Raw genomic sequence first — 19,673 nt, 5'->3', positions numbered from 1 at the left:
GGGCGCCCGTCGATGAAGCAGCCGATGACGCAGCCCGCTAGGGCCTGAGGGAGTAAGTTTCGTGGCACGACGTGGGAGCTGGCGACGCCGGATCGTCCTTCTGCTGACCCTTGCGATGGTTGCAGGAGCAATCTACACCGCGGTGGCGTTCCTGCAGCGTTCGGAAACGCTGATCACCGAACGCTGCACGGCGGTAGGCAGCGGAGGCGATGACCTCGCTACCGACCAGGCGGCCAACGCCTCCCTCATCACGGCTGTGGCGGTCCGGCGCGGGCTTCCTGCCCGCGCCGCCAGCATCGCGCTGGCCACCTCCATGCAGGAATCCAAGCTGCGCAACATCGGCCACGGCGACCAGGCCGGCCCCGACTCACGGGGGCTCTTCCAGCAGCGGCCGTCCCAGGGCTGGGGCACCACGGCGCAGGTGATGGACCCATACCACGCCAGCAATGCGTTCTACGATGCGCTCGTGGAGATCTCCGGCTACCAATCGCTGGACATCACCGACGCCGCCCAGCAAGTCCAGCACTCGGCTTACCCGGGTGCCTACGCCCAGCATGAGGGGATGGCCCGCGCGTTCGCCTCGGCACTGAGCGGCCAGACGCCCGCCGGCCTGGACTGTTCGCTGCGGTCTCCCGACACCGCCGGGGATCCTGCCGCCGTCACCGCAAAGCTGACGGCGGCGCTCGGTGACGTGCCGACGTCGACGGACGGCCGGACCTTGATCGTGGAGGCCGACGGCACCCAGGCCTGGACTATAGCCCAATGGGCCGTGGCCAACGCCAAAGCGCTGTCCATCACCAGCGTCGAGGTGGACGGCCGCGCATGGAACCGGCAGTCCCGCGATGGCTGGCAGCCGGCGCAGGTCCCGGCCGGGCAGGTCCGGGTGACCGTCGCCGACGCGCCCGCCAGCTAGCGGCGGCCGGCCGGCTCACACGAGGAGATCGACCACCGGCTGGACATAGCTGCGGAACAGTTCCGGCTCGGACAAAAGCTCCTGGCTCATGAGAATCTTGTCCGGCTCGAGGTACCAGGCCCGCGGCTCCGCCAGCGGGAGTTCGATGATCGTCAGGCTGAAATCCCGGGCCGGGCGGCCCACTTCCAGCAACCGGTCCTCCACCATGTCGGCCAGGAGCTCATTGTTGCTGTTGGATTCGCGCTCCGCTTCCAGGGCCAGGTATTCCGCGCGGCGTTCCCGGGCCCACGTCAGCGCGGCGCCGAAGTGCGCCTGCAGCACGCGGCGAAGCGCCGGTGAATTGCTGAACGACCCGAAGCCCGGCGGGGTTAGCTCGGGCGACATTTCCGGGTGGGCCTTCAGCAGCTGCTCCCACCAGGCCTCCCACTCGGTCTTGAGCACGGCCGTGCCTCCCACCTCTGCGATCAGGTGTGTATGGTCCGAGGCTCGGATCTTCGGCGCCACGTGACACAGTGCCGGATGCCCCGCGGTGTCCAGTCCGGCGGCGTCACGAACGTAGAGGGCAATGAGCATGGGACCAGATGTATCCATGGTGATCCGCCAGCCCGGTCCGCCGGTGTGGTGCATCCAATTGCCTCCCTTGGCAAGACGTACTATCTCAGTCTATTCCTGTTGTTAGTGCACGTTAACGGCTGGGGCCCGGTCCGCCATCCGGCGGTTCAGGCCCTCGAGATGGGCCTCCAGCACATCCTTGCACATGCGGGCCGTCATCCACTCCGGCTGCAGGAGGGCGTGCATCGTCAGCCCGTCCAGGACGGCCAGCAGCAGCTCGGCTTCAGTGACGAGCACCTGCTGGTCCATCCCGGCCGCGGCGTCGTCACTGTCGCGGCCTTTTGCCCCGGCGGCCAGGCCGAGGATGAGGCCGCCGACTATTGCGGCCACGGCACGATGGCTGCGGTCGGCCTCGGCGGCCAGGAACGGCCGGGTCCGGGCGGCGTTCTTGAAGGCCATCCACACGCATGCGTCGACGGCCCGTTCCTCGTCCAGCGGAAGAAACTCATCCAGCAGCGCGGCTACGGCGTTGTGGTGCTCGGCCGAGCCGGGCGGCAGTTCTCCCACCCGGGCGTCCGCAGCGGCAAGGCGGCCAAGAATCCGGTCCACCACAATGGCGAACGCGTGGGACAACAGCTCGTCACTGCTGGCGAAATAGTGCCGCACCGAGCCGACGGCCAGCTGCGCTTCGTCGGCAACTTCGCGCAGGGAGGCCCGCTCAAGACCATCCGTAGCAATGATCCTGAAGACTGCGTCTACTACTTCCTGGCGCCGGATTACGGCGTCGACAAATTTAGGCACTGGTCTTTTTTAGCACGTCCGTGCCGTTGCCGCCCCGGGGCACACCGGTTCCCCCGTGCACGTGGCGCGGGTCACAACGGCCCTGGTCACAACGGAGCGTTGGCATGGAGCGTTGGCACGGCGCGCCCCGAGCACGACGCCGGCCGCGCACCTCAGCGAGAGGTGCGCGGCCGGCGTCGTACTTTGCTGTGCGGCGCTGCCGTAAACGGCCGGTGCGCTACACCGAAGGGTAGTTCCGTTCCGGTTCGCCGATGTAGAGCTGGCGCGGACGGCCGATCTTGGTGTTGGGATCGCTGATCATCTCGCGCCACTGGGCGATCCAGCCCGGCAGGCGTCCGATTGCGAACAGCACGGTGAACATCTTCTCGGGGAAACCCATGGCCTTGTAGATCAGGCCGGTGTAGAAGTCCACGTTGGGGTAGAGCTTGCGCTGGATGAAATAGTCATCGCCCAGGGCCTTCTCTTCAAGGCGCATGGCGATGTCGAGGAGCTCGTCATTGCCGCCCAGCTTGCTGAGGACCTCATGGGCGGTGGCCTTGATGATCTTGGCGCGGGGGTCGTAGTTCTTGTAGACGCGGTGCCCGAAGCCCATGAGGCGGACGCCGTCTTCCTTGTTCTTGACCTTCTCCATGTAGTCCTCGGGCTTGATGCCGTCGGCCTGGATCTGGCGCAGCATCTTCAGCACGGCCTCGTTGGCGCCGCCGTGGGCGGGTCCGAAGAGGGCGTTGATGCCGGCGGAGACGGACGCGAACAGGTTGGCGTTGGAGGAGCCGACCAGCCGGACCGTGGAGGTGGAACAGTTCTGCTCGTGGTCGGCGTGCAGGATCAGGAGCAGGTCCAGGGCCTTGGCGATAACCGGGTCAACCTCGTACTGCTCGGCCGGCAGGCCGAAGCTGAGGCGCATGAAGTTCTCCACGAGGTTCATCGAGTTGTCCGGGTACAGCATGGGCTGGCCGATCGACTTCTTGTGGGCGTAGGCGGCGATGACCGGCATCTTGGCCATGAGGCGGATGGTGGAGACTTCCACCTGCTCGGCATTGAACGGATCCAGCGAGTCCTGGTAGAACGTCGAGAGCGCGGACACGGCCGAGGACAGTACCGGCATCGGGTGGGCGTCACGCGGGAAGCCGCTGAAGAAGCCCTTGAGCTCCTCGTGCAGCAGGGTGTGGTGACGGATCCGCTGGTCGAAGGACTCCAGCTCCGTGGGGGTCGGAAGGTTGCCGTAGATCAGCAGATAGGAAACTTCCAGGAAGCTCGAGTGCTGAGCCAGCTGCTCGATCGGGTAGCCGCGGTAGCGCAGGATGCCGGCGTCACCATCGATGTAGGTGATGGCCGAGGTGGTGGCCGCGGTGTTCATGAAACCGGGGTCGAAGGCGACGGCGCCGGTCTGCTTCAGCAGCTTGGAAACGTCGTAGCCTTCGTTTCCTTCTACAACCTTGATGCGCGGGAGCTCGAGCTCGCCGCCGGCATGGCGCAGGGTTGCGCTGGTGGTTTCAGTCATGGAGTCTCCTCATGAGGCATCGGGGCCTCTGTCGAAAGCTGGTCCAACATCTGGTGAAGCTGCCCGCGGATCCTGTGCGGACAGGATTTCCAAAGGCTGCGCTGCCTTCTTGTGGAAAGCCACCATTGATCGTCAGTTAAAAAGTACCGTCACTTCGCGGGTGGCACTAATCCGAGAGGACTCCAAAGCGCCGAAAAGACGCCACATGTGGTAGGCGTCACAGCATTGTTACGCTCCGCTGGCCAGCCGCGCCGCGGCGGCGTCGATCCTCTCGTCGCTTGCGGTCAGCGCCACCCGGATGAATCCGTTGCCGGCGTCGCCGTAGAAAACCCCGGGGCCAACGACGATTCCGCGGTCCGCGAGCCTGCCCACGGTGTCCCACGTCGCTTCGCCGGCGGTGCCCCACAAATAGAGGCCCGCGCGGGACTCATGAATCGTCAGCCCGAAGCTCTCCAACGCGGGGACGATCCGCTCCCGCCGGCCCCTGTAGAGGTCCTTCTGCGCCGTGACGTGGGCGTCGTCGCCCAGTGCGACGCGCATGGCTTCCTGGACCGGGTAGGGGACGATCATGCCGGCGTGCTTGCGGCTGTTGACCAGATTCGCCATGATCGCCGGATCGCCGGCGACGAAGGCGGCCCGGTAACCGGCAAGGTTGGACTGTTTGCTGAGCGAATAGACGGCGAGCAGACCATCATGGGAGCCTTCGGCGACCTGCGGATCCAGGATGCTGGGGACCGGGGTGCCGCCGCGCTGGACGTCCCACTCCCCCCAGCCGAGTTCGGCGTAACATTCGTCGGATGCGACGACGGCGCCGAGCTCGCGGGCCTGCCGGACGATCCGTCGCAGCGAAGCGATGTCCCGGACGCTGCCGGTGGGGTTCGCCGGAGAGTTGACCCAGACCAGCCGCACGCGGGCGCGGGTCCCGGCGTCGAGCTCGTCGAGGTCGTCGGCGGCGATGTGCTCGGCACCGGCGAAGGTGGCGCCGATGTCATAGGTGGGGTAAGCGACCGTGGGACGGACCACGACGTCGCCCGGCTTCAGGCCGAGCAGGAACGGCAGCCACGCGACGAGTTCCTTGGATCCCACCGTCGGCATCACGTTCTGCGGATCCAGCCCGGGCACGCCGCGCCGGCGCTCAAACCAGCCGGCGATCGCCTCCCGCAGTGCCGGCGTTCCGTGCACCGTGGGATAACCGGGGGCGTCCGCGGCGGCGCGCAGCGCGTCCTGGATGAGGGCCGGCGTCGGGTCCACCGGCGTGCCGATGGAAAGGTTGACGGTTCCTGCCGCGTGCCGGGACGCCGTTGCGAGATAGGGCGCCAAGGCCTCCCACGGGTAGTCGGGCAGGCTCAGGCCGAAAGTGCGCACCGCGGATGCCACTGCAGCGCCGCCCTAGTTGTCTTGGTTCTGCGGCGGCAGGGCGGCGATCATGGGGTGGTCCGTGTGGGTGTTCCCGACCTTCGCGGCTCCGCCCGGCGAGCCGAGCTCGTCAAAGAACTCGACGTTGGCCTTGTAGTAATCGGCCCACTCGTCCGGGGTGTCGTCCTCGTAGTAGATCGCTTCGACGGGGCAGACCGGCTCGCATGCACCGCAGTCCACGCACTCGTCCGGGTGGATGTACAGGGAACGCTCACCCTCGTAAATGCAATCGACGGGGCACTCCTCAATACATGCCTTGTCTTTGACATCTACACACGGCTGCGCGATTACGTACGTCACGTCCCTGGCCTCTCCACGTTGGTTCCCGGCGACCGGCCGGATGGTTTGCCCGGCCTGAGCGCCGGGCTGCTGACTTCTGAGCCTATTATCTCCCAGCCTGTTCCCGCGAACCTAGCGGGACGTCATACACGGTCCACGTCTTACTATGATCTGATGAGCTCGCCATTGCCGTTGCCCCAGCAGTTCCTCTCCGGCGCCCCGCTCGGCACCCGGGTTGTGGTCCGCTACCGGATCGAGGGCGGCCTGACGGATGCGCTCGGCGAGCTCGTGGAACGGGCCGACGGCGCGTGCACCGTCCGCACCCGCCGGTCCGACGTCGTCATTGCGCTCCCCCTCGTCGTGGCGGCCAAGGAAGTCCCCCCGGCCCCGCCGCGCCGCGCCCCGCGGGTGCAAGCGCCCTGACCGGCCCGGCCAGTGGACATGCCCTCCCCACACCTCAGCCCATGGACATGTGCCCTCCCCACACCTCAGCCGATGGACATGTGCCCCCCACGCTCCAACCAATGGACATGCCCTCTCTGATTGCCCCAACCGATGGACATGCCCTCCCCTTGTTGCCAGCCGCGTGCATATCCGGCCATAGCTTCTCTACCAATGGACATGCCCTCCCCCGGGCTCTGGCAGTGGACACGCGCTTCTCACCTGCCCGCACCCCGTGGACATGTCTTCCCCTCGCTCCGACCACCGGACATGCCCTCCCTGATTGCCCGCAACCGATGGACATGCTCTCCCCTTGTTGCCAGCCATGGACATCCCGGCATCATGTCCATCACTGAAGGCCAGTGCGGGACATGTCCAACGGCGGAACGAGGCAGCCAGGGACATGTCCAGTGACCGACTGGCACGGCGCAGGACATGTCCAGTGACCGACTGGCACGGCGCAGGACATGTCCAGTGACGGACTGGCACGGCGCAGGACATGTCCCATGATGGAAGGACGTATCTCAAGGGCGCCCTGCAGGACGCATCAAGGCGGAAATTGCGTCCGGCTCTAAGCGGCTGCGGACAACCTGTTGAGGGTTTCACGGACCATCGCGATGAATTCTTCGGGATGGTCCCGCAGCAGCGGGTAGCTCACGATCAGTGTCGGGATTCCGCGGCGAGTGGTGACGTTCCAGCGCCGTCGGTCCTCCTCGAAGCTGGCTTTGTCCATGTGGAATCCAGCCCCGTCGGTCTCAATCCCAAGACGGCCGTCGACCATCAGGTCCAGATGCCCCATGCCCGGAACGTTGACCTGTGATTCGACGTGGAAGCCGGCACGCCGCAGATGAAACCGGGCCAAGCACTCAATCAGCGACTGCGATTGCGGAACGATGGCCGACACGATCCGCCGCTCCCGGGCATCGTTCCGGCCATCCAGCCGGCGGCGCAGGGCACCAATCTGAAGTCCCTTGAGTACGACGGCGGACTCGGCGATGATCAGCCCGTCGGGTTCCGGCAAACAGCGCAGGCATTGGATGACCGTGTCCAGGAGAGTCGGCGGTGTGGCCGATCTGTGACAGACGAAGCCCTGGTAGCTCCGGCTGTGGGTGAGGGCTACGTGCGGCTGGGCAGGGGCCGAGAGAACCCATAGGCCGCCGCAGTGGGCCGCTGTGATGCAGGCCGGTTCTGCCGGAAGGGAGCGGATGGAAATCAGCTGCTCGTCAGCCCCGGGCAGCGCATAGACGCCACGGGCGACGCGGGATACGGCTCCCGAGGCCATCGCGGACTTGAGCTGGAAATCGGAGACACCCGCCGCTGCAATGTATTTGGCGCGGGCGACGCCGTCGTATTTGGAAAGCACTTCGATGATGTTGGCCATCCACCCATGGTGGAGTCGCACGTCGCGCCCGAGAAGTCCGATCCAGCGCTATGTGGAGAACTTGGAACCGCAGAGCCATTGCTGCCAGGACGTCGACCAGGAGTGACGGTGGGCATGTCCGTGCACCGGAGGTAGCACAGGGCATGTCCACCGGTGAGGACTAGGCATGTCCCGCGAACCGGCTTTGCGCTGGACATGATGCCGTTGTGCCCACTCGAGCGGGCGAAAAATGAGCATGTCCCGTGGAGGGAGCGGGTGCAGGGAGCGGGTGCAGGGAGCGGGTGCAGGGAGCGAGGAGGGTCGCGCTTAGCCCGTAGGCAGCCGGTAGCGTCGGCACCAGGCGAGCATGGCCACGGTGATGCCGGCGATGCCGAAGACCCAGATGTTGCCCGCGGTGTCGCCGATTACCAGGCGCTTGCCCGTTTCCAGGGTGGACCACCAGCCGGTCAGTGCGTAGCAGAGAAGTCCGCAGACGGCTATCGGAATGATGGAACGGAACGCGGCCCCGAGCCAGACCTCGGCCGAGCCCAGCAGGAGCAGGGCCGCGGCCGCGCCCCACGGAACCTGCAGGCTGCCCAGAAGCAGATCGTGCCGGTGCAGGGCGGTGCCGGCCAGGGCAACAAAAAGAGCTGCCGGCACGGCGGCGGCAATGCCGCCTGCCATACCGGCAGCTCTCTTAGTCACGTGTCAGCCGAAGCCCGTATACCGGGATCAGACCTTGGCGCGGGCGCGGTTGGCCTTGGCACGCTCGTTGGTGTCCAGGATGACCTTGCGGATACGGATGGAATCCGGGGTAACCTCCACGCACTCGTCCTCGCGGGCGAATTCGAGGGACTCTTCGAGGGTCAGGTCGCGCGGCGGCGTCAGGTTCTCGAAGGTGTCCGAGGAAGCTGCACGCATGTTGGTGAGCTTCTTTTCCTTCGTGATGTTGACGTCCATGTCGTCGGCGCGGGAGTTCTCGCCCACGATCATGCCTTCGTAAACCTCGGAGGTGGGCTTGACGAAGAAGGAGCCGCGCTCCTGCAGGTTGATCATCGCGAACGGGGTCACAACACCGGCGCGGTCGGCGATCATCGAACCGTTGGTACGGTACTCGATCGGGCCGGCCCACGGCTCGTAGCCTTCGGAGATGGAGGCCGCGATGCCGGCGCCGCGGGTGTCCGTGAGGAACTTGGTGCGGAAACCGATCAGGCCACGCGCCGGAACGATGAACTCCATGCGGCACCAGCCGGTGCCGTGGTTGGCCATGTTGGTCATGCGGCCCTTGCGGGCCGCCATGAGCTGCGTGACGGCGCCGAGGTACTCTTCCGGCACGTCGATGGTCATGTGCTCCATCGGTTCGTGGATCTTGCCGTCGACCGTCTTGGTCACAACCTGCGGCTTGCCTACGGTCAGTTCGAAGCCTTCGCGACGCATCTGCTCGACCAGGATGGCCAGCGCGAGCTCGCCACGGCCCTGGACTTCCCAGGCGTCAGGACGCTCGGTGGGGAGCACCTTGATGGAGACGTTACCGATCAGTTCCTTGTCCAGGCGGTCCTTGACCTGGCGGGCCGTGACCTTGGCGCCCTTGACCTTGCCGGCCAGCGGGGAGGTGTTGATACCGATGGTCATGGAGATGGCCGGGTCGTCAACAGTGATCAGCGGCAGCGGCTGCGGGTTGTCGACGTCGGTCAGGGTCTCACCGATGGTGATGTCTTCGATACCGGCGACGGCGACGATCTCGCCGGGGCCGGCGGATTCGGCCGGAACACGGTCCAGTGCCTTGGTGGCCAGCAGTTCGGTGATCTTGACGCTCTTCAGCTCACCGTTGGCACGGGCCCAGGCCACGGTCTGGCCCTTGCGCAGGGTGCCGTTGTAGATGCGCAGCAGCGCGAGGCGGCCGAGGAACGGCGAGGCGTCCAGGTTGGTGACGTGCGCCTGCAGGACACCGTCCGGGTTGTAGGTCGGAGCCGGGATGTGCTCGATGATGGCCTTGAAGAGCGGCTCGAGGTCCTCGTTCTCCGGGGCGGTGCCGTCGGCGGGCTGCTCGAGGGAAGCGCGGCCGACCTTGGCTGCGGCGTAAACGACCGGAACGTTCAGGATCTTGTCCAGGTCCAGGTCCGGAACTTCGTCCGCGAGGTCAGAGGCCAGGCCCAGGAGCAGGTCCATGGACTCGTGGACAACTTCTTCGATCCGCGCGTCCGGGCGGTCGGTCTTGTTGACGAGGAGGATCACCGGCAGGTGCGCAGCCAGTGCCTTGCGCAGCACGAAGCGGGTCTGGGGCAGCGGGCCCTCAGATGCGTCGACGAGGAGGACGACGCCGTCGACCATGGACAGACCGCGCTCAACCTCGCCACCGAAGTCGGCGTGGCCGGGGGTGTCGATGACGTTGATGGTGATGGTCTCGCCCTGGGAGGACGGTCCGTTGTAGGCCACCGTGGTGTTCTTGGCCAGGATGGTGATGCCCTTTTCACGCTCGAGGTCACCGGAGTCCATGACACGGTCCTCGAGGTGGTTGTGCTCGGCAAAGGAGTTGGTCTGCTTGAGCATGGCGTCGACCAGAGTGGTCTTGCCGTGGTCAACGTGGGCCACGATCGCGACGTTGCGCAGGTCACTGCGCGATGCAGTGGCTACCGCGGTGTTGGTGGTGGTTTCAGACATGCGTTATTGCTCGATTCAGTGGTGAAGTCAGCTGTGGTATCGCGACATTTCCAACCGGAACGCACGACGGATACGCCCTTTCGACACAGGGCACCTGATACAAGTCTAAGGGCTAGGCTATTTATTGGCCTAAAATGCGAACGTCCGATGATCCGGCGGCCGACCCTGCCGAGGTGGACAGCGCCGGAAGGACACACGAAAGTCGATTGTTACCTGTGAGTAAAGTCACTGGATTTTCCCGCTCCCATGCCCCATCATTGCTCTCATAGCAGCAAGCAAGCCCGGAGACATTCATGCGAAACGCCTCGGCTCTGTCCCGCTTTGTCGCAACGATGATCGCCGTAGGCGTAGTTCTTGGCGGCTGCGGGCAGGCTTCTTCCTCACCTGCGTCCGACGCGGGCACTTCCGCCGCGCCACGGGCGGCCGCCCAGGCCGGTGGCGCAGCCAACGGCGCAGGCGTGCCGGTGGCTGCAGGCTCGCCGGGAAAGACCCGGGTCGGTTCCGGAATCAATCCCGCAGACTTGGCCGGCGGTTCGATCTACCGCAATCCTGCCAACGGCCGCGACGAGGTGATCGTCAAGGACACCAGCAACATCGCGGTATTGATTGGCGACTCCCAATCGGAGCCGTCCTTCGGCTGGCCCAGACAGGGCCTGGCCGCGGCGGGGTACAAAGTCTTCTTCTGCGGCCGGGGCGGCACCGGTTACGTGGCGTCGAACGGCAAGACCGGCAACTACATTGACGCGCTCCAGCGCGGTGACTGGAAGCTCCCCTACGGCACCCCTCCCCTGGTGGTGATTGAAGGCGGCGGAAACGACGCCGCACGCGGCGCCACTGACTCGCAGATCGTCGCCAATGCCGAGCGGCTGATCGCCAGCATCCGCCAGCGCTATCCTGCGGCGCGGATGCTCATGGTCGGCACGCTCGCGCGCGGCGCCAGCTTCGGCGGAGGACGCCGGAGCCAGGTGGACACGCTGCTGGGGACCGTGGCGAGCCGGCACGGACTGCCGTTCGTCAGCGCCGGAGACTGGCTCACCCGCTACAACCTCACGGGTTCGATGGCGGACGGGGTTCACCTGAACAGGCAGGGCCATGCGGCTCTCGGCGCCGTCTTCGGCCAGCGGCTTGAGTCCATGGGACTGGAATACCAGGACGCCGGCCTCGTCTCCGGCTTGGCCCACTAACGCCGGCCCGGTCAGGGCGGCCCGGAGCACCAAGCACCAAGTACCAAGCAGCAAGCAGCAAGGGAACCTGCACGACAAAGGAGCCGGTGCGCGCCTTTACGGGCGGACACCGGCTCCTTTGTTGTTACAGACGTACAGGCGCACTTGGTGGTGCAGGCTTGCTGTTACCAGGCGCATCTGCTGCCCGGACCTGTCAGCTGTGTTAAAGGCTCAGGCGACTTCCGGCGGCAGGATGAGGCCGGCACCGGGGATGGCGTTGAGCAGGGCCATGGTGTATTCCTGCTGCGGCGCATCGAAGACGTCGTCCGTGGAACCGGTCTCCACCAGCTTGCCCTTCTGCATGACGCACACGTGGTCCGCGATCTGCCGGACCACCGCGAGGTCGTGGGTGATGAACAGGTAGGTCAGGCCCAGCCGGGACTGCAGTTCGGCGAGCAGGTTCAGCACCTGCGCCTGCACCAGCACGTCCAGTGCCGAGACGGCCTCGTCGCAGATGATCACTTCGGGGTCCAGTGCCAGTGCCCGCGCGATCGCGACGCGCTGGCGCTGGCCGAGCGCCGGAGAGCTCATTCGGGTACCGCTGCATCGTGGACTGCGGCAGCGCCACCTGGTCCAGGAGTTCCCGGACCTTCTTCTCGCGGCTCGCCTTGTCCCCGATTTTGTGGGTCCGCAGCGGCTCCTCGATGGTCCTGAAGATGTTGTACATCGGGTCCAGGGAACCGTACGGGTCCTGGAAGATCGGCTGCACCCGGCGCCGGAAGGCGAAGAGTTCCTTGCTGTTCAGCGTGGAGGTGTCCACGCCGTCGAAGATGATCTTGCCCGAGGTCGGCGACAGGAGGTTCAGAACCATCTGCGCCACCGTGGACTTGCCGGACCCCGACTCCCCCACGATCGCCGTCGTGGTTCCCCGCTTGACGCTGAAGGAGACGTTGTCAACGGCGGTGAAGTCCGTGGACTTACCCAGGCCCGAACGCAGCTTGAACACCTTCTTGAGGTCCTGGATCTGCAGGATCTCGTCGGTCTTTGACGGTTCAACCACGCCGGTCTCGGCGGAGGCGAGCATGTCGTCCGTTTCCACGCCCAGTTCCTTGGCGGCCTGGATGCGCCGGGACGCCAGCGACGGCGCCGAGGCGACCAGCCGCTGGGTGTACGGGTGCTGCGGGTTCTGCAGCAGCTCCAGCGACGGCCCGGATTCGACGACCTGGCCGCGGTACATGACCACTACCTGGTCGGCGCGCTCGGCGGCGAGGCCGAGGTCGTGCGTGATCAGCAGCACGGCGGTGCCCAGCTCGGTGGTCATCTTGTCCAGGTGATCGAGGATCTGTCGCTGCACGGTGACGTCCAACGCCGAGGTGGGCTCGTCCGCGATGAGCAGCCGGGGCTGGCAGGAGAGCCCGATGGCGATCAGCGCGCGCTGGCGCATGCCGCCGGAGAACTCGTGTGGGTACTGCTTGGCGCGGCTGGCGGCGTCCGGCAACCCGGCCTGGGACAGGACCTTTGCGACGTCGTCGGGGCCGTTGGGCAGCCCGTTGGCCTTCAGCGTCTCGCGCACCTGGTCGCCGATCTTCCAGACCGGGTTCAGGTTGGACATCGGGTCCTGCGGGACCATGCCGATGCTGTTGCCGCGGAGTTCGATCATCCGCTTTTCGCTGGCGTTGGAGATGTCCTCCCCGTCGAAGAGGATCTGGCCTGCCGAGACGCGGCCGTTGCCCGGGAGCAGGCCGATTGCGGCCAGGGCGGTGGTGGACTTGCCGGAACCCGACTCGCCCACGATCGCGACGGTTTCGCCCGGCATGATGGTGAGGTGAGCGTTGCGGACGGCGTTAACCGCGCCGTTGCTGGTGGTGAAGCCGATTGCCAGGTCTTTGATTTCAAGAAGCGGGAGCTCAGTGGCGTATTCCGCTTCCTGGAGTTCAACAGAGGCGCTCATGGTGTCCCCTTTCATCGCTTGCGGGCTTTGGGATCGAGCGCATCACGCAGGGCATCGCCCAGCATGATGAAGCTCAGGACGGTGATGGACAACGCGATGGCCGGGTAGAGCAGCGGCATCGGGTTGGACCGGAGCGAGGACTGCGCCGCCTGGATGTCGTTGCCCCAGGACATGACGCTGGGCGGCAGCCCGATGCCGAGGAACGACAGCGTGGATTCGGCCACGATGAACGTGCCCAGAGAGATGGTGGCCACGACGATGATCGGAGCCAGCGAGTTCGGCAGGACGTGGCGCATGAGGGCACCGAACTTCGAGACGCCGAGTGACCGGGCGGCCGTGACGAAGTCGGCATTGCGGACCTCGATGACGGCGCCGCGGGTGATGCGGGCGATCTGCGGCCAGCCGAAGACCACCAGGATAAGCACAAGTGTCCAGACCGTCCGGTTCGTCCGGAACATCGGCAGCTGCATGAGCACGATTGCGCCCAGGATCAGCGGCAGCGCGAAGAAAATGTCATTGATGCGCGCAAGGATGGAGTCGACCCAACCGCCGTAGTAGCCGGCCACAGCACCCAGGATGCAGCCGATGAGGAGGACCCCGATGGTGGTGAAGAGGCCCACCGTCACCGAGGAGCGTGTGCCGAAGATGACGCGGGCATAGACGTCGCAGCCCTGCTGGGTGAAGCCCAGGGGGTGGCCCGCGGCGGGGCCGGCGTCGGAGTTGGCCAGCTGGCATGCCTCCGACGTCGGGTCGATCGGCGAGAAGAGAGCAGGGAAGAGGGAGACCGCCACTACCACCAGGATCAGGAATGCGGAGATGAGGAAGAGCGGCTGCTTGCGCAGGTTCTTCCAGGCCTCGCCCCAAAGGCTCAGCGGTGCGGCTTCGTCCTTGACCCGGTCCGTTGCCTGGAGCGGAGTCTCGGAGACATCGGCCACGAAGTGCTCCATCCGGCGGGCCGGACGGGTGGCGACGGCGTGGCGTGCGGTGGTGTTCTCAGGAGTCATAACGGATCCTCGGGTCAAGCCAGCCGTAAAGCAGGTCAACGAGCAGGTTGGACAGGCAGTAGATCAGCACCAGGACGGTGACGATCGAGACCACGGTGGGGCCTTCGCCCGACAGGACGGCCCGGTAGAGCCGGTTGCCTACGCCCGGGACGTTGAAAATGCCCTCGGTCACGATCGCGCCGCCCATCAAGGCACCGAGGTCGGCGCCCAGGAAAGTAATGACGGGAATCAGGGAGTTGCGCAGGATGTGGACGCGCACCACCTGAAACCGGGACAGTCCCTTGGCGGTGGCGGTGCGCACGTAGTCGGCGTTCATGTTTTCGATGACCGACGTGCGGGTCAGACGCAGCACATAGGCAAAGGATCCCAGTCCCAGCACGATCGCGGGCAGGATGAGGTCCGGGATTGTAGCGGCGGAACTAACTGTGGGCTTGGCCCAGCCCAGCTGGACGCCGATGGTGAACTGCAGCAGGAATCCCAGGACGAAGATCGGAATAGCGATCACGATCAGTGAAGCGATCAGAACCGTGGCGTCAAACAACTTGCCCTTCCGCAGTCCGGCGATGAGGCCGAAGACGATGCCGAAGACACCCTCGAAGATCAGCGCCATGATGGCCAGCCGCGCCGTGACGGGGAAGACCTCGCCAAGCACTGTTGCAATGGGACGTCCGGAGAAGTCCTGGCCGAGGTCGAACGTGAAGATGCTCTTGAGGTAGAGCAGGTATTGCATCCAGAACGGCTGGTCCAGGTGGTACTGCTCCCGCAGCTTGGCTGCGACGGCCACGTTGACCGGCTTGTCGCCGAACAGTGCCACGATGGGGTCGCCGGGGAGGCTGAAGACCAGGAAGTAGACCAGCAGTGTGGCGCCGAGGAAGACGGGAATCAGTTGCAGGAAACGCTTGAGGATGTAGGTCGACATCAGCGAGTCACACCCTCGTTGGCAGGCATCCTGTCCAGGGATGCGGCGGAGTTGTTCATCAAAGAACCTTTTCACTATGGATGCAGACCGGCGCCGGTTCACTCACGGCGGCAGGGCTGCGAAAAGTTCGCCCGAAGAGTCGGGCATCAAGAAAAATTAGGCGTGCGAAAAGCACGACGACGGCGGAGGCCCCAGTGTGGGCGGCCCCCGCCGTCGCTCAGGTGTTACTTACCGGTGATGTTGTAGTACAGCGGGACGCCGTCCCAGCCGTAGTCAACGTTGGTGACCTTGTCGCTCCAGCCGCCCTGGGCAACCTGGTACCACAGGGGGATGGCCGGCAGGTCGTTCAGGAGGATTTCCTGGGCCTTGTTCATGGCCTTGTTGCCGTCGCTGACGGACGAGGCGTTCAGGCCGTCGGAGACGGCCTTGTCGAACGTCGGGTTCGCGTAGTTGGCGTCGTTGGAGCCGGCTCCGGTCTTGTAGATCGGGCCGAGGAAGTTGTACAGCGACGGGTAGTCTGCCTGCCAGCCGGCGCGGATGGAGCCGGTGAGGGTCTTGGCGGTGGCGTCGTTGCGGGCTTCCTTGAAGGTGGAGTACGGCTTGCCTTCAACCTTGATGCCGAGGGTGTTCTTGAGCTGGTTGACAACAGCCTCAACCCACGCCTTGTGTCCGCCCTTGTCGGCGTTGTAGGCGATGGTGAACGTCTCGTTGGGGTCCCACTTCTGGATGGCGTCGGCCTTGGCCCAAGCTTCCTTGGCCTTGGTGGCGTCAAACTTCAGGTTGTCAGCACCCGGGATCGCGTCGCTGTAGCCGTCAAGCACGGGAGCGGTGAAGTCCTTGGCGGGCTGGCGTGCACCGTTGAAGATCACCTTGGTGATCTCGTCGCGGTTGATCGCCATGGAGATCGCCTGGCGGCGGAGCTTTCCGGCGTCGCCGCTCCACTCCGGCAGGTATTCCGGGATGGCGATGGTCTGGTTGCCGGCGTACGGCTTGTTGATGGTGCGGTCGCCGAGGTCAGACTTGAAGTTCTTCAGCGCGCTGGTCGGGATGGTCTGCAGGATGTCCAGGTTGTTGGACAGCAGATCCTGGTAGGCGGCGTCGTCGTTCTGGAAGATCTTGAAGGTCACGCCGGCGTTCTTGGCCTTGCGCGGGCCGTTGTAGTCCGGGTTCGGAACGAGCTGGATCTGCACGTTGTGCTGCCAGCCGCCGTCCGCAAGCTTGTAGGGGCCGTTGCCGACCGGCTTCTCGCCAAAGCCCTTCGGGTCCTTCAGGGCGCCGGAGGGAACCGGAACAAACGCGGTGTAGCCCAGGCGAAGCGGCCAGTCGGATTCCGGCTGCTTCAGTTCGACGGTGAACGTCTGATCGTCAACGACCTTCAGGCCGGACATGGTGTCGACGGTGGAGCCTTCTGCGCTGGCCTCGTCGTAGCCCTTGATGCTTTCGAAGAAGCCTCCGCTGAGCTGTGCGTTCTTTGCTGCGGCCCCGAAGTTCCAGGAATCGACGAAGGTCTTGGCCGTGATGGCCTCGCCGTTCGTGAACTTCTGGTCCTTCTTGATCTTGATGGTGAAGTGCTGGCCGTCCTTGCCCTCGATGGACTCGGCGAGCTCGTTGACCGGCTTGCCGCTGGGGTCGTAGCTGACCAGACCCGCGAAGATCATGTCGATGACCTTGCCGCCGCCGACCTCGTTGGTGTCGGCCGGCATCAGGGGACGCTGGGGTTCGGAGCCGTCGGCGAGGATCACTTTGCTGGTGTCGCCGCCGTTACTGCCGCTACCGGTTGCGGAGCCGCTGGCACCGCATCCGGTCAGGGCGAGGGCGGCGATAGCCACCATGCCCAGTGCTTTGGAAGTGCGCGAAAAACGCATTCCGCCTCCTATGAGTTGTGGGAGTTCGTGAGGGAAAAACTTATGCTTCCCCGAAGGCAGGCACAGGGGTATCCCCTGTGACGTGGCCTACATAAGGAAGTAGCCTAGCCCCAAAATGTCCAAATGTTGGAACTCCGTTGCCAAACCGTGATCCGACAACCTCATGACGGCAAGCGTCATGCGCAAAGTATTTCAAGTCACACGCTACCGGCTGGTAGTATTCGCCCGAACTGTGATCCGGGTTACTCCGGATTAACTCGAAGCGGGCGGTTTTCAGCCCCCGGGGCACACCTTAGCTGGCCCCCGACAGCAGCTGCGCGCGCAGCTCACGGCGCTCGCGCTGCTTGTCCGGATCCGGCAGCGGAACCGCGGCCAGAAGCCGCTGGGTGTAGGGCTCCTGCGGGTTGCGCAGGATCTGGTCCCGGGTCCCCTGTTCGACGATTCTGCCGCGTTGCATGACGCAGATCCGGTCCGCGAGCACGTCGACCACGGCGAGGTCGTGGGTGACGAAGAGGCAGGCGAAGCCCAGTTCCTTTTGCAGGTTCTGGAAGAGATCGAGCACCTTGGCCTGGACGGAGACGTCCAGGGCCGAGGTGGGCTCGTCGGCGACCATGAGCTTCGGCTTGAGCGAGAGTGCGCGCGCGATCCCGACGCGCTGTTTCTGGCCGCCGGAGAGTTCGTGCGGGTAGCGGTTGCGGTAGTCCCGCGGAAGCTCGACCTGGTCCAGGAGTGCCTCGATCCGGTGCTGCAGCTCGGCGCCCTTCGCGACCCCCGCGAGGAACATCGGCTCGCCGATGCTTTCCCCGATGGGAAGCCTGGGGTTCAGGGACGAGGACGGGTCCTGGAACACCATGCCGACATGCCGGCGCATCGCGTGGAGCTGCCGGCCGTTCCTCTTGGCGGCAGAAATGTCCTGCCCGACGACCCGCATGGTGCCCGCCGCCACCGGCAGCAGGCCGACGGCGGCGCGGCCAATGGTGGTCTTGCCCGAGCCCGACTCGCCGACCAGGCCGACCACCTGCCCGGGGTAGATGACCAGGTTGGCGCCCTCCACAGCCCGGAAGGCCGGCACCCGGCCCTGCTTGGGGTATTCGATGGCGACGTCGGTGAGTTCCAGGACCGGCTCACCCTTTGGCTTGGCGGCCTCGGCCGCGGCCAGGGCAGCGGCGTTCTCCCGCTCTCGCCGGATCAGCTCGTCTTCCGGAATGGAGAGGATCTCGGCGTGGGTGGCGGCGGCGAGGGCGGCAGTGACATCGACGTCCGACACCGAATCCGAACCGCCTTGGCCCAGGTGCGGGACCGCGGCCAGCAGGGCCTGGGTGTATTCGTGCTGCGGGTTGTGGAAGATCTGCGCCGCGGTGCCCGTCTCCACGATGAGTCCCCGGCGCATGACGGCGATCCGGTCGGCGAGGTCGGCCACCACGCCCATGTCGTGCGTGATGAGCACAATGGCGCTGTCCAGCTTGTTGCGCAGGTTGCGCATGAGGTCAAGGATTTCGGCCTGGACGGTCACGTCGAGGGCCGTGGTGGGCTCGTCCGCAATCAGCAGCTTCGGGTCGCAGGAGAGCGACTGCGCGATCATGGCGCGCTGGCGCTGCCCGCCGGAGAGCTGGTGCGGGTAAGACCGGAAGGCTTTCTCGGGATCGGGCAGTTCGACAAGTTCCAGCATGCGCAGGGCCTTGCGCCGCGCTTCTTCCGGGGAAACTTCGTTGTGCAGACGCACAGTTTCTACAATCTGCGACCCCACGGTGTAGACCGGGTTCAGGGCCGTCATCGGCTCCTGGAAGATCACCGCGACGTCCTTGCCGCGGACGGCCCGGATATTGGCCTCATTGGTTCCCAGCAGCTCCCGGCCGGCGAGCTTGACACTTCCGGTCACACGGCTGTTACTGGGCAACAGGCCCAGCAGCGCCATTGAACTGGCACTCTTTCCGGAACCGGACTCCCCCACGATGGCGAGCACTTCGCCGGCCCGCACCTCGTAGTTCAGGCCGATCGCAGCCGGGACCCATTTTTTGTCCACGCCGAAATCCACGCTGAGGTCCCGGACCTCCAGGACGATTTCCCCCTTGCCGTGCGCGGGTGCCGCCGGCGGATCGAGGGTAATGAAGTCAGTCATGATGGGGCCATCCTTCCGCCCGAGCCGCCGGTGCACCGGGAATTAGTGCTGCGGCTCGGAATACTGAATTATTGGGGGCATGAGCACTGCGCCGCACGCCGGAAATGTTGAAGTCTTCAAGGCACGGACGAACAAATGGTTCGCCTGGCTGTCGTGGACGGTGGCCGCGTTCGGTGTCGTCGCCACGGTTGTCATGGCAGGGCCGGGAGCGCTGGCGGGCGTCGCCCCGCTGGCCTTCATTGCGTTCATGGGCTGGCAACTGTTCTGGATGCCGTCCGTGGTGGTGCACGATTCCGGCGTCACCCTGGAAAATCCGTTCCGCTCGATCGAGGTTCCGTGGGCCGCGCTGGTGCACGTTGATACCCGCTTTGCACTCACCCTGGTGACGGCCCGGAAGAGCTACGTCTCCTGGGCCGCGCCCGCTCCCGGAATCTGGGGCGGTCGCAATGGCCGCCCGGAAGACCTCCACGGCCTGCCGGCAACCACCTACGGACCCGGCAGGTCGGTCCGCCCCGGCGACCTGAAGACCACGGACTCCGGCCAGGCCGCCATGCTGGTGCGGGCACGGTGGCATGAGCTGGTGGAAAGCGGACAGCTCGCCGCAGACGACGCTGCCGCCACCGATGCGACCGTCACCGTCCGCTGGGTGGCGATTGGCGCCGTCGTACTGCTTCTGGCGGCGAGCTACCTGGCGGTTACCGCCGGCTAGCGCGGACCTGCCGCAGGGG

General features: G+C 65.5%; 16 protein-coding genes and 1 pseudogene. 4 read left to right on the top strand and 13 right to left on the bottom strand.

Features of this window, described 5'->3' with window-relative positions; translation table 11 throughout:
* The first annotated feature begins 61 nt into the window (after positions 1-61).
* Positions 62-913: a hypothetical protein gene (locus ACVWYS_RS04545; RefSeq protein WP_456508529.1), complete on the top strand. Its 852-nt coding sequence runs from the start codon at positions 62-64 to the stop codon at positions 911-913.
* 15 nt (positions 914-928) lie between these two features.
* Here the strand turns inward: ACVWYS_RS04545 and ACVWYS_RS04540 are convergent, their stop codons facing one another.
* The 5 genes from ACVWYS_RS04540 to fdxA form a co-directional block, all read right to left on the bottom strand.
* On the bottom strand, positions 929-1,540 hold the full coding sequence (locus ACVWYS_RS04540; protein WP_116767326.1) for a hypothetical protein: 612 nt from the start codon (positions 1,538-1,540) through the stop codon (positions 929-931).
* 48 nt (positions 1,541-1,588) lie between these two features.
* Positions 1,589-2,266 (bottom strand): TetR/AcrR family transcriptional regulator, encoded by a 678-nt coding sequence (locus tag ACVWYS_RS04535; protein ID WP_456508528.1) that lies wholly within the window; start codon positions 2,264-2,266, stop codon positions 1,589-1,591.
* A gap of 217 nt (positions 2,267-2,483) precedes the next feature.
* A complete protein-coding gene (locus tag ACVWYS_RS04530; RefSeq protein WP_116767324.1) occupies positions 2,484-3,767 on the bottom strand; it encodes a citrate synthase in 1,284 nt (427 codons plus the stop codon).
* Positions 3,768-3,995: 228 nt separating this feature from the next.
* On the bottom strand, positions 3,996-5,144 hold the full coding sequence (gene dapC / locus ACVWYS_RS04525) for a succinyldiaminopimelate transaminase (protein WP_456508527.1): 1,149 nt from the start codon (positions 5,142-5,144) through the stop codon (positions 3,996-3,998).
* Between the two features lie 12 nt (positions 5,145-5,156).
* Positions 5,157-5,483: a ferredoxin gene (fdxA, locus tag ACVWYS_RS04520; RefSeq protein WP_091248992.1), complete on the bottom strand. Its 327-nt coding sequence runs from the start codon at positions 5,481-5,483 to the stop codon at positions 5,157-5,159.
* A gap of 153 nt (positions 5,484-5,636) precedes the next feature.
* Here fdxA and ACVWYS_RS04515 point away from each other — a divergent pair, with 153 nt between their 5' ends.
* Positions 5,637-5,885 (top strand): putative acetyltransferase, encoded by a 249-nt coding sequence (locus tag ACVWYS_RS04515; protein WP_344362635.1) that lies wholly within the window; start codon positions 5,637-5,639, stop codon positions 5,883-5,885.
* A gap of 589 nt (positions 5,886-6,474) precedes the next feature.
* Here ACVWYS_RS04515 and ACVWYS_RS04510 read toward each other — a convergent pair.
* The 3 genes from ACVWYS_RS04510 to typA form a co-directional block, all read right to left on the bottom strand.
* Positions 6,475-7,284 carry a type IV toxin-antitoxin system AbiEi family antitoxin domain-containing protein gene (locus ACVWYS_RS04510; protein WP_456508526.1) on the bottom strand — a complete coding sequence of 270 codons (810 nt, stop codon included), beginning with the start codon at positions 7,282-7,284 and terminating at the stop codon, positions 6,475-6,477.
* 306 nt (positions 7,285-7,590) lie between these two features.
* Positions 7,591-7,968 (bottom strand): hypothetical protein, encoded by a 378-nt coding sequence (locus tag ACVWYS_RS04505; RefSeq protein WP_456508525.1) that lies wholly within the window; start codon positions 7,966-7,968, stop codon positions 7,591-7,593.
* 27 nt (positions 7,969-7,995) lie between these two features.
* On the bottom strand, positions 7,996-9,924 hold the full coding sequence (gene typA, locus ACVWYS_RS04500; RefSeq protein WP_116767320.1) for a translational GTPase TypA: 1,929 nt from the start codon (positions 9,922-9,924) through the stop codon (positions 7,996-7,998).
* 293 nt (positions 9,925-10,217) lie between these two features.
* On the opposite strand from typA, the gene ACVWYS_RS04495 reads away from it, so the two are divergent.
* On the top strand, positions 10,218-11,108 hold the full coding sequence (locus tag ACVWYS_RS04495) for an SGNH/GDSL hydrolase family protein (RefSeq protein ID WP_116767319.1): 891 nt from the start codon (positions 10,218-10,220) through the stop codon (positions 11,106-11,108).
* Positions 11,109-11,318: 210 nt separating this feature from the next.
* Here ACVWYS_RS04495 and ACVWYS_RS04490 read toward each other — a convergent pair.
* The 5 genes and pseudogenes from ACVWYS_RS04490 to ACVWYS_RS04470 form a co-directional block, all read right to left on the bottom strand.
* Positions 11,319-13,038: pseudogene (locus ACVWYS_RS04490) on the bottom strand (dipeptide ABC transporter ATP-binding protein).
* Positions 13,039-13,049: 11 nt separating this feature from the next.
* Positions 13,050-14,042, bottom strand: a complete 993-nt coding sequence (locus ACVWYS_RS04485) for an ABC transporter permease (protein WP_116767317.1) — start codon at positions 14,040-14,042, stop codon at positions 13,050-13,052.
* Positions 14,032-14,961: an ABC transporter permease gene (locus ACVWYS_RS04480; protein ID WP_116767316.1), complete on the bottom strand. Its 930-nt coding sequence runs from the start codon at positions 14,959-14,961 to the stop codon at positions 14,032-14,034. Before ACVWYS_RS04480 ends, ACVWYS_RS04485 begins: the two co-directional genes overlap by 11 nt.
* A 224-nt stretch (positions 14,962-15,185) precedes the next feature.
* Positions 15,186-16,826 carry a peptide ABC transporter substrate-binding protein gene (locus tag ACVWYS_RS04475; protein ID WP_116767315.1) on the bottom strand — a complete coding sequence of 547 codons (1,641 nt, stop codon included), beginning with the start codon at positions 16,824-16,826 and terminating at the stop codon, positions 15,186-15,188.
* 292 nt (positions 16,827-17,118) lie between these two features.
* A complete protein-coding gene (locus ACVWYS_RS04470; RefSeq protein WP_456508523.1) occupies positions 17,119-18,945 on the bottom strand; it encodes an ABC transporter ATP-binding protein in 1,827 nt (608 codons plus the stop codon).
* 79 nt (positions 18,946-19,024) lie between these two features.
* Here ACVWYS_RS04470 and ACVWYS_RS04465 point away from each other — a divergent pair, with 79 nt between their 5' ends.
* Entirely contained in the window at positions 19,025-19,654 is a 630-nt protein-coding gene (locus tag ACVWYS_RS04465; RefSeq protein ID WP_116767313.1) for a PH domain-containing protein, read from the top strand.
* The last annotated feature ends 19 nt before the right edge of the window (positions 19,655-19,673 follow it).

The sequence above is a fragment of the Arthrobacter sp. TE12231 genome, assembly GCF_054062895.1.
This window is presented reverse-complemented; position numbering and strand designations above follow the sequence as displayed.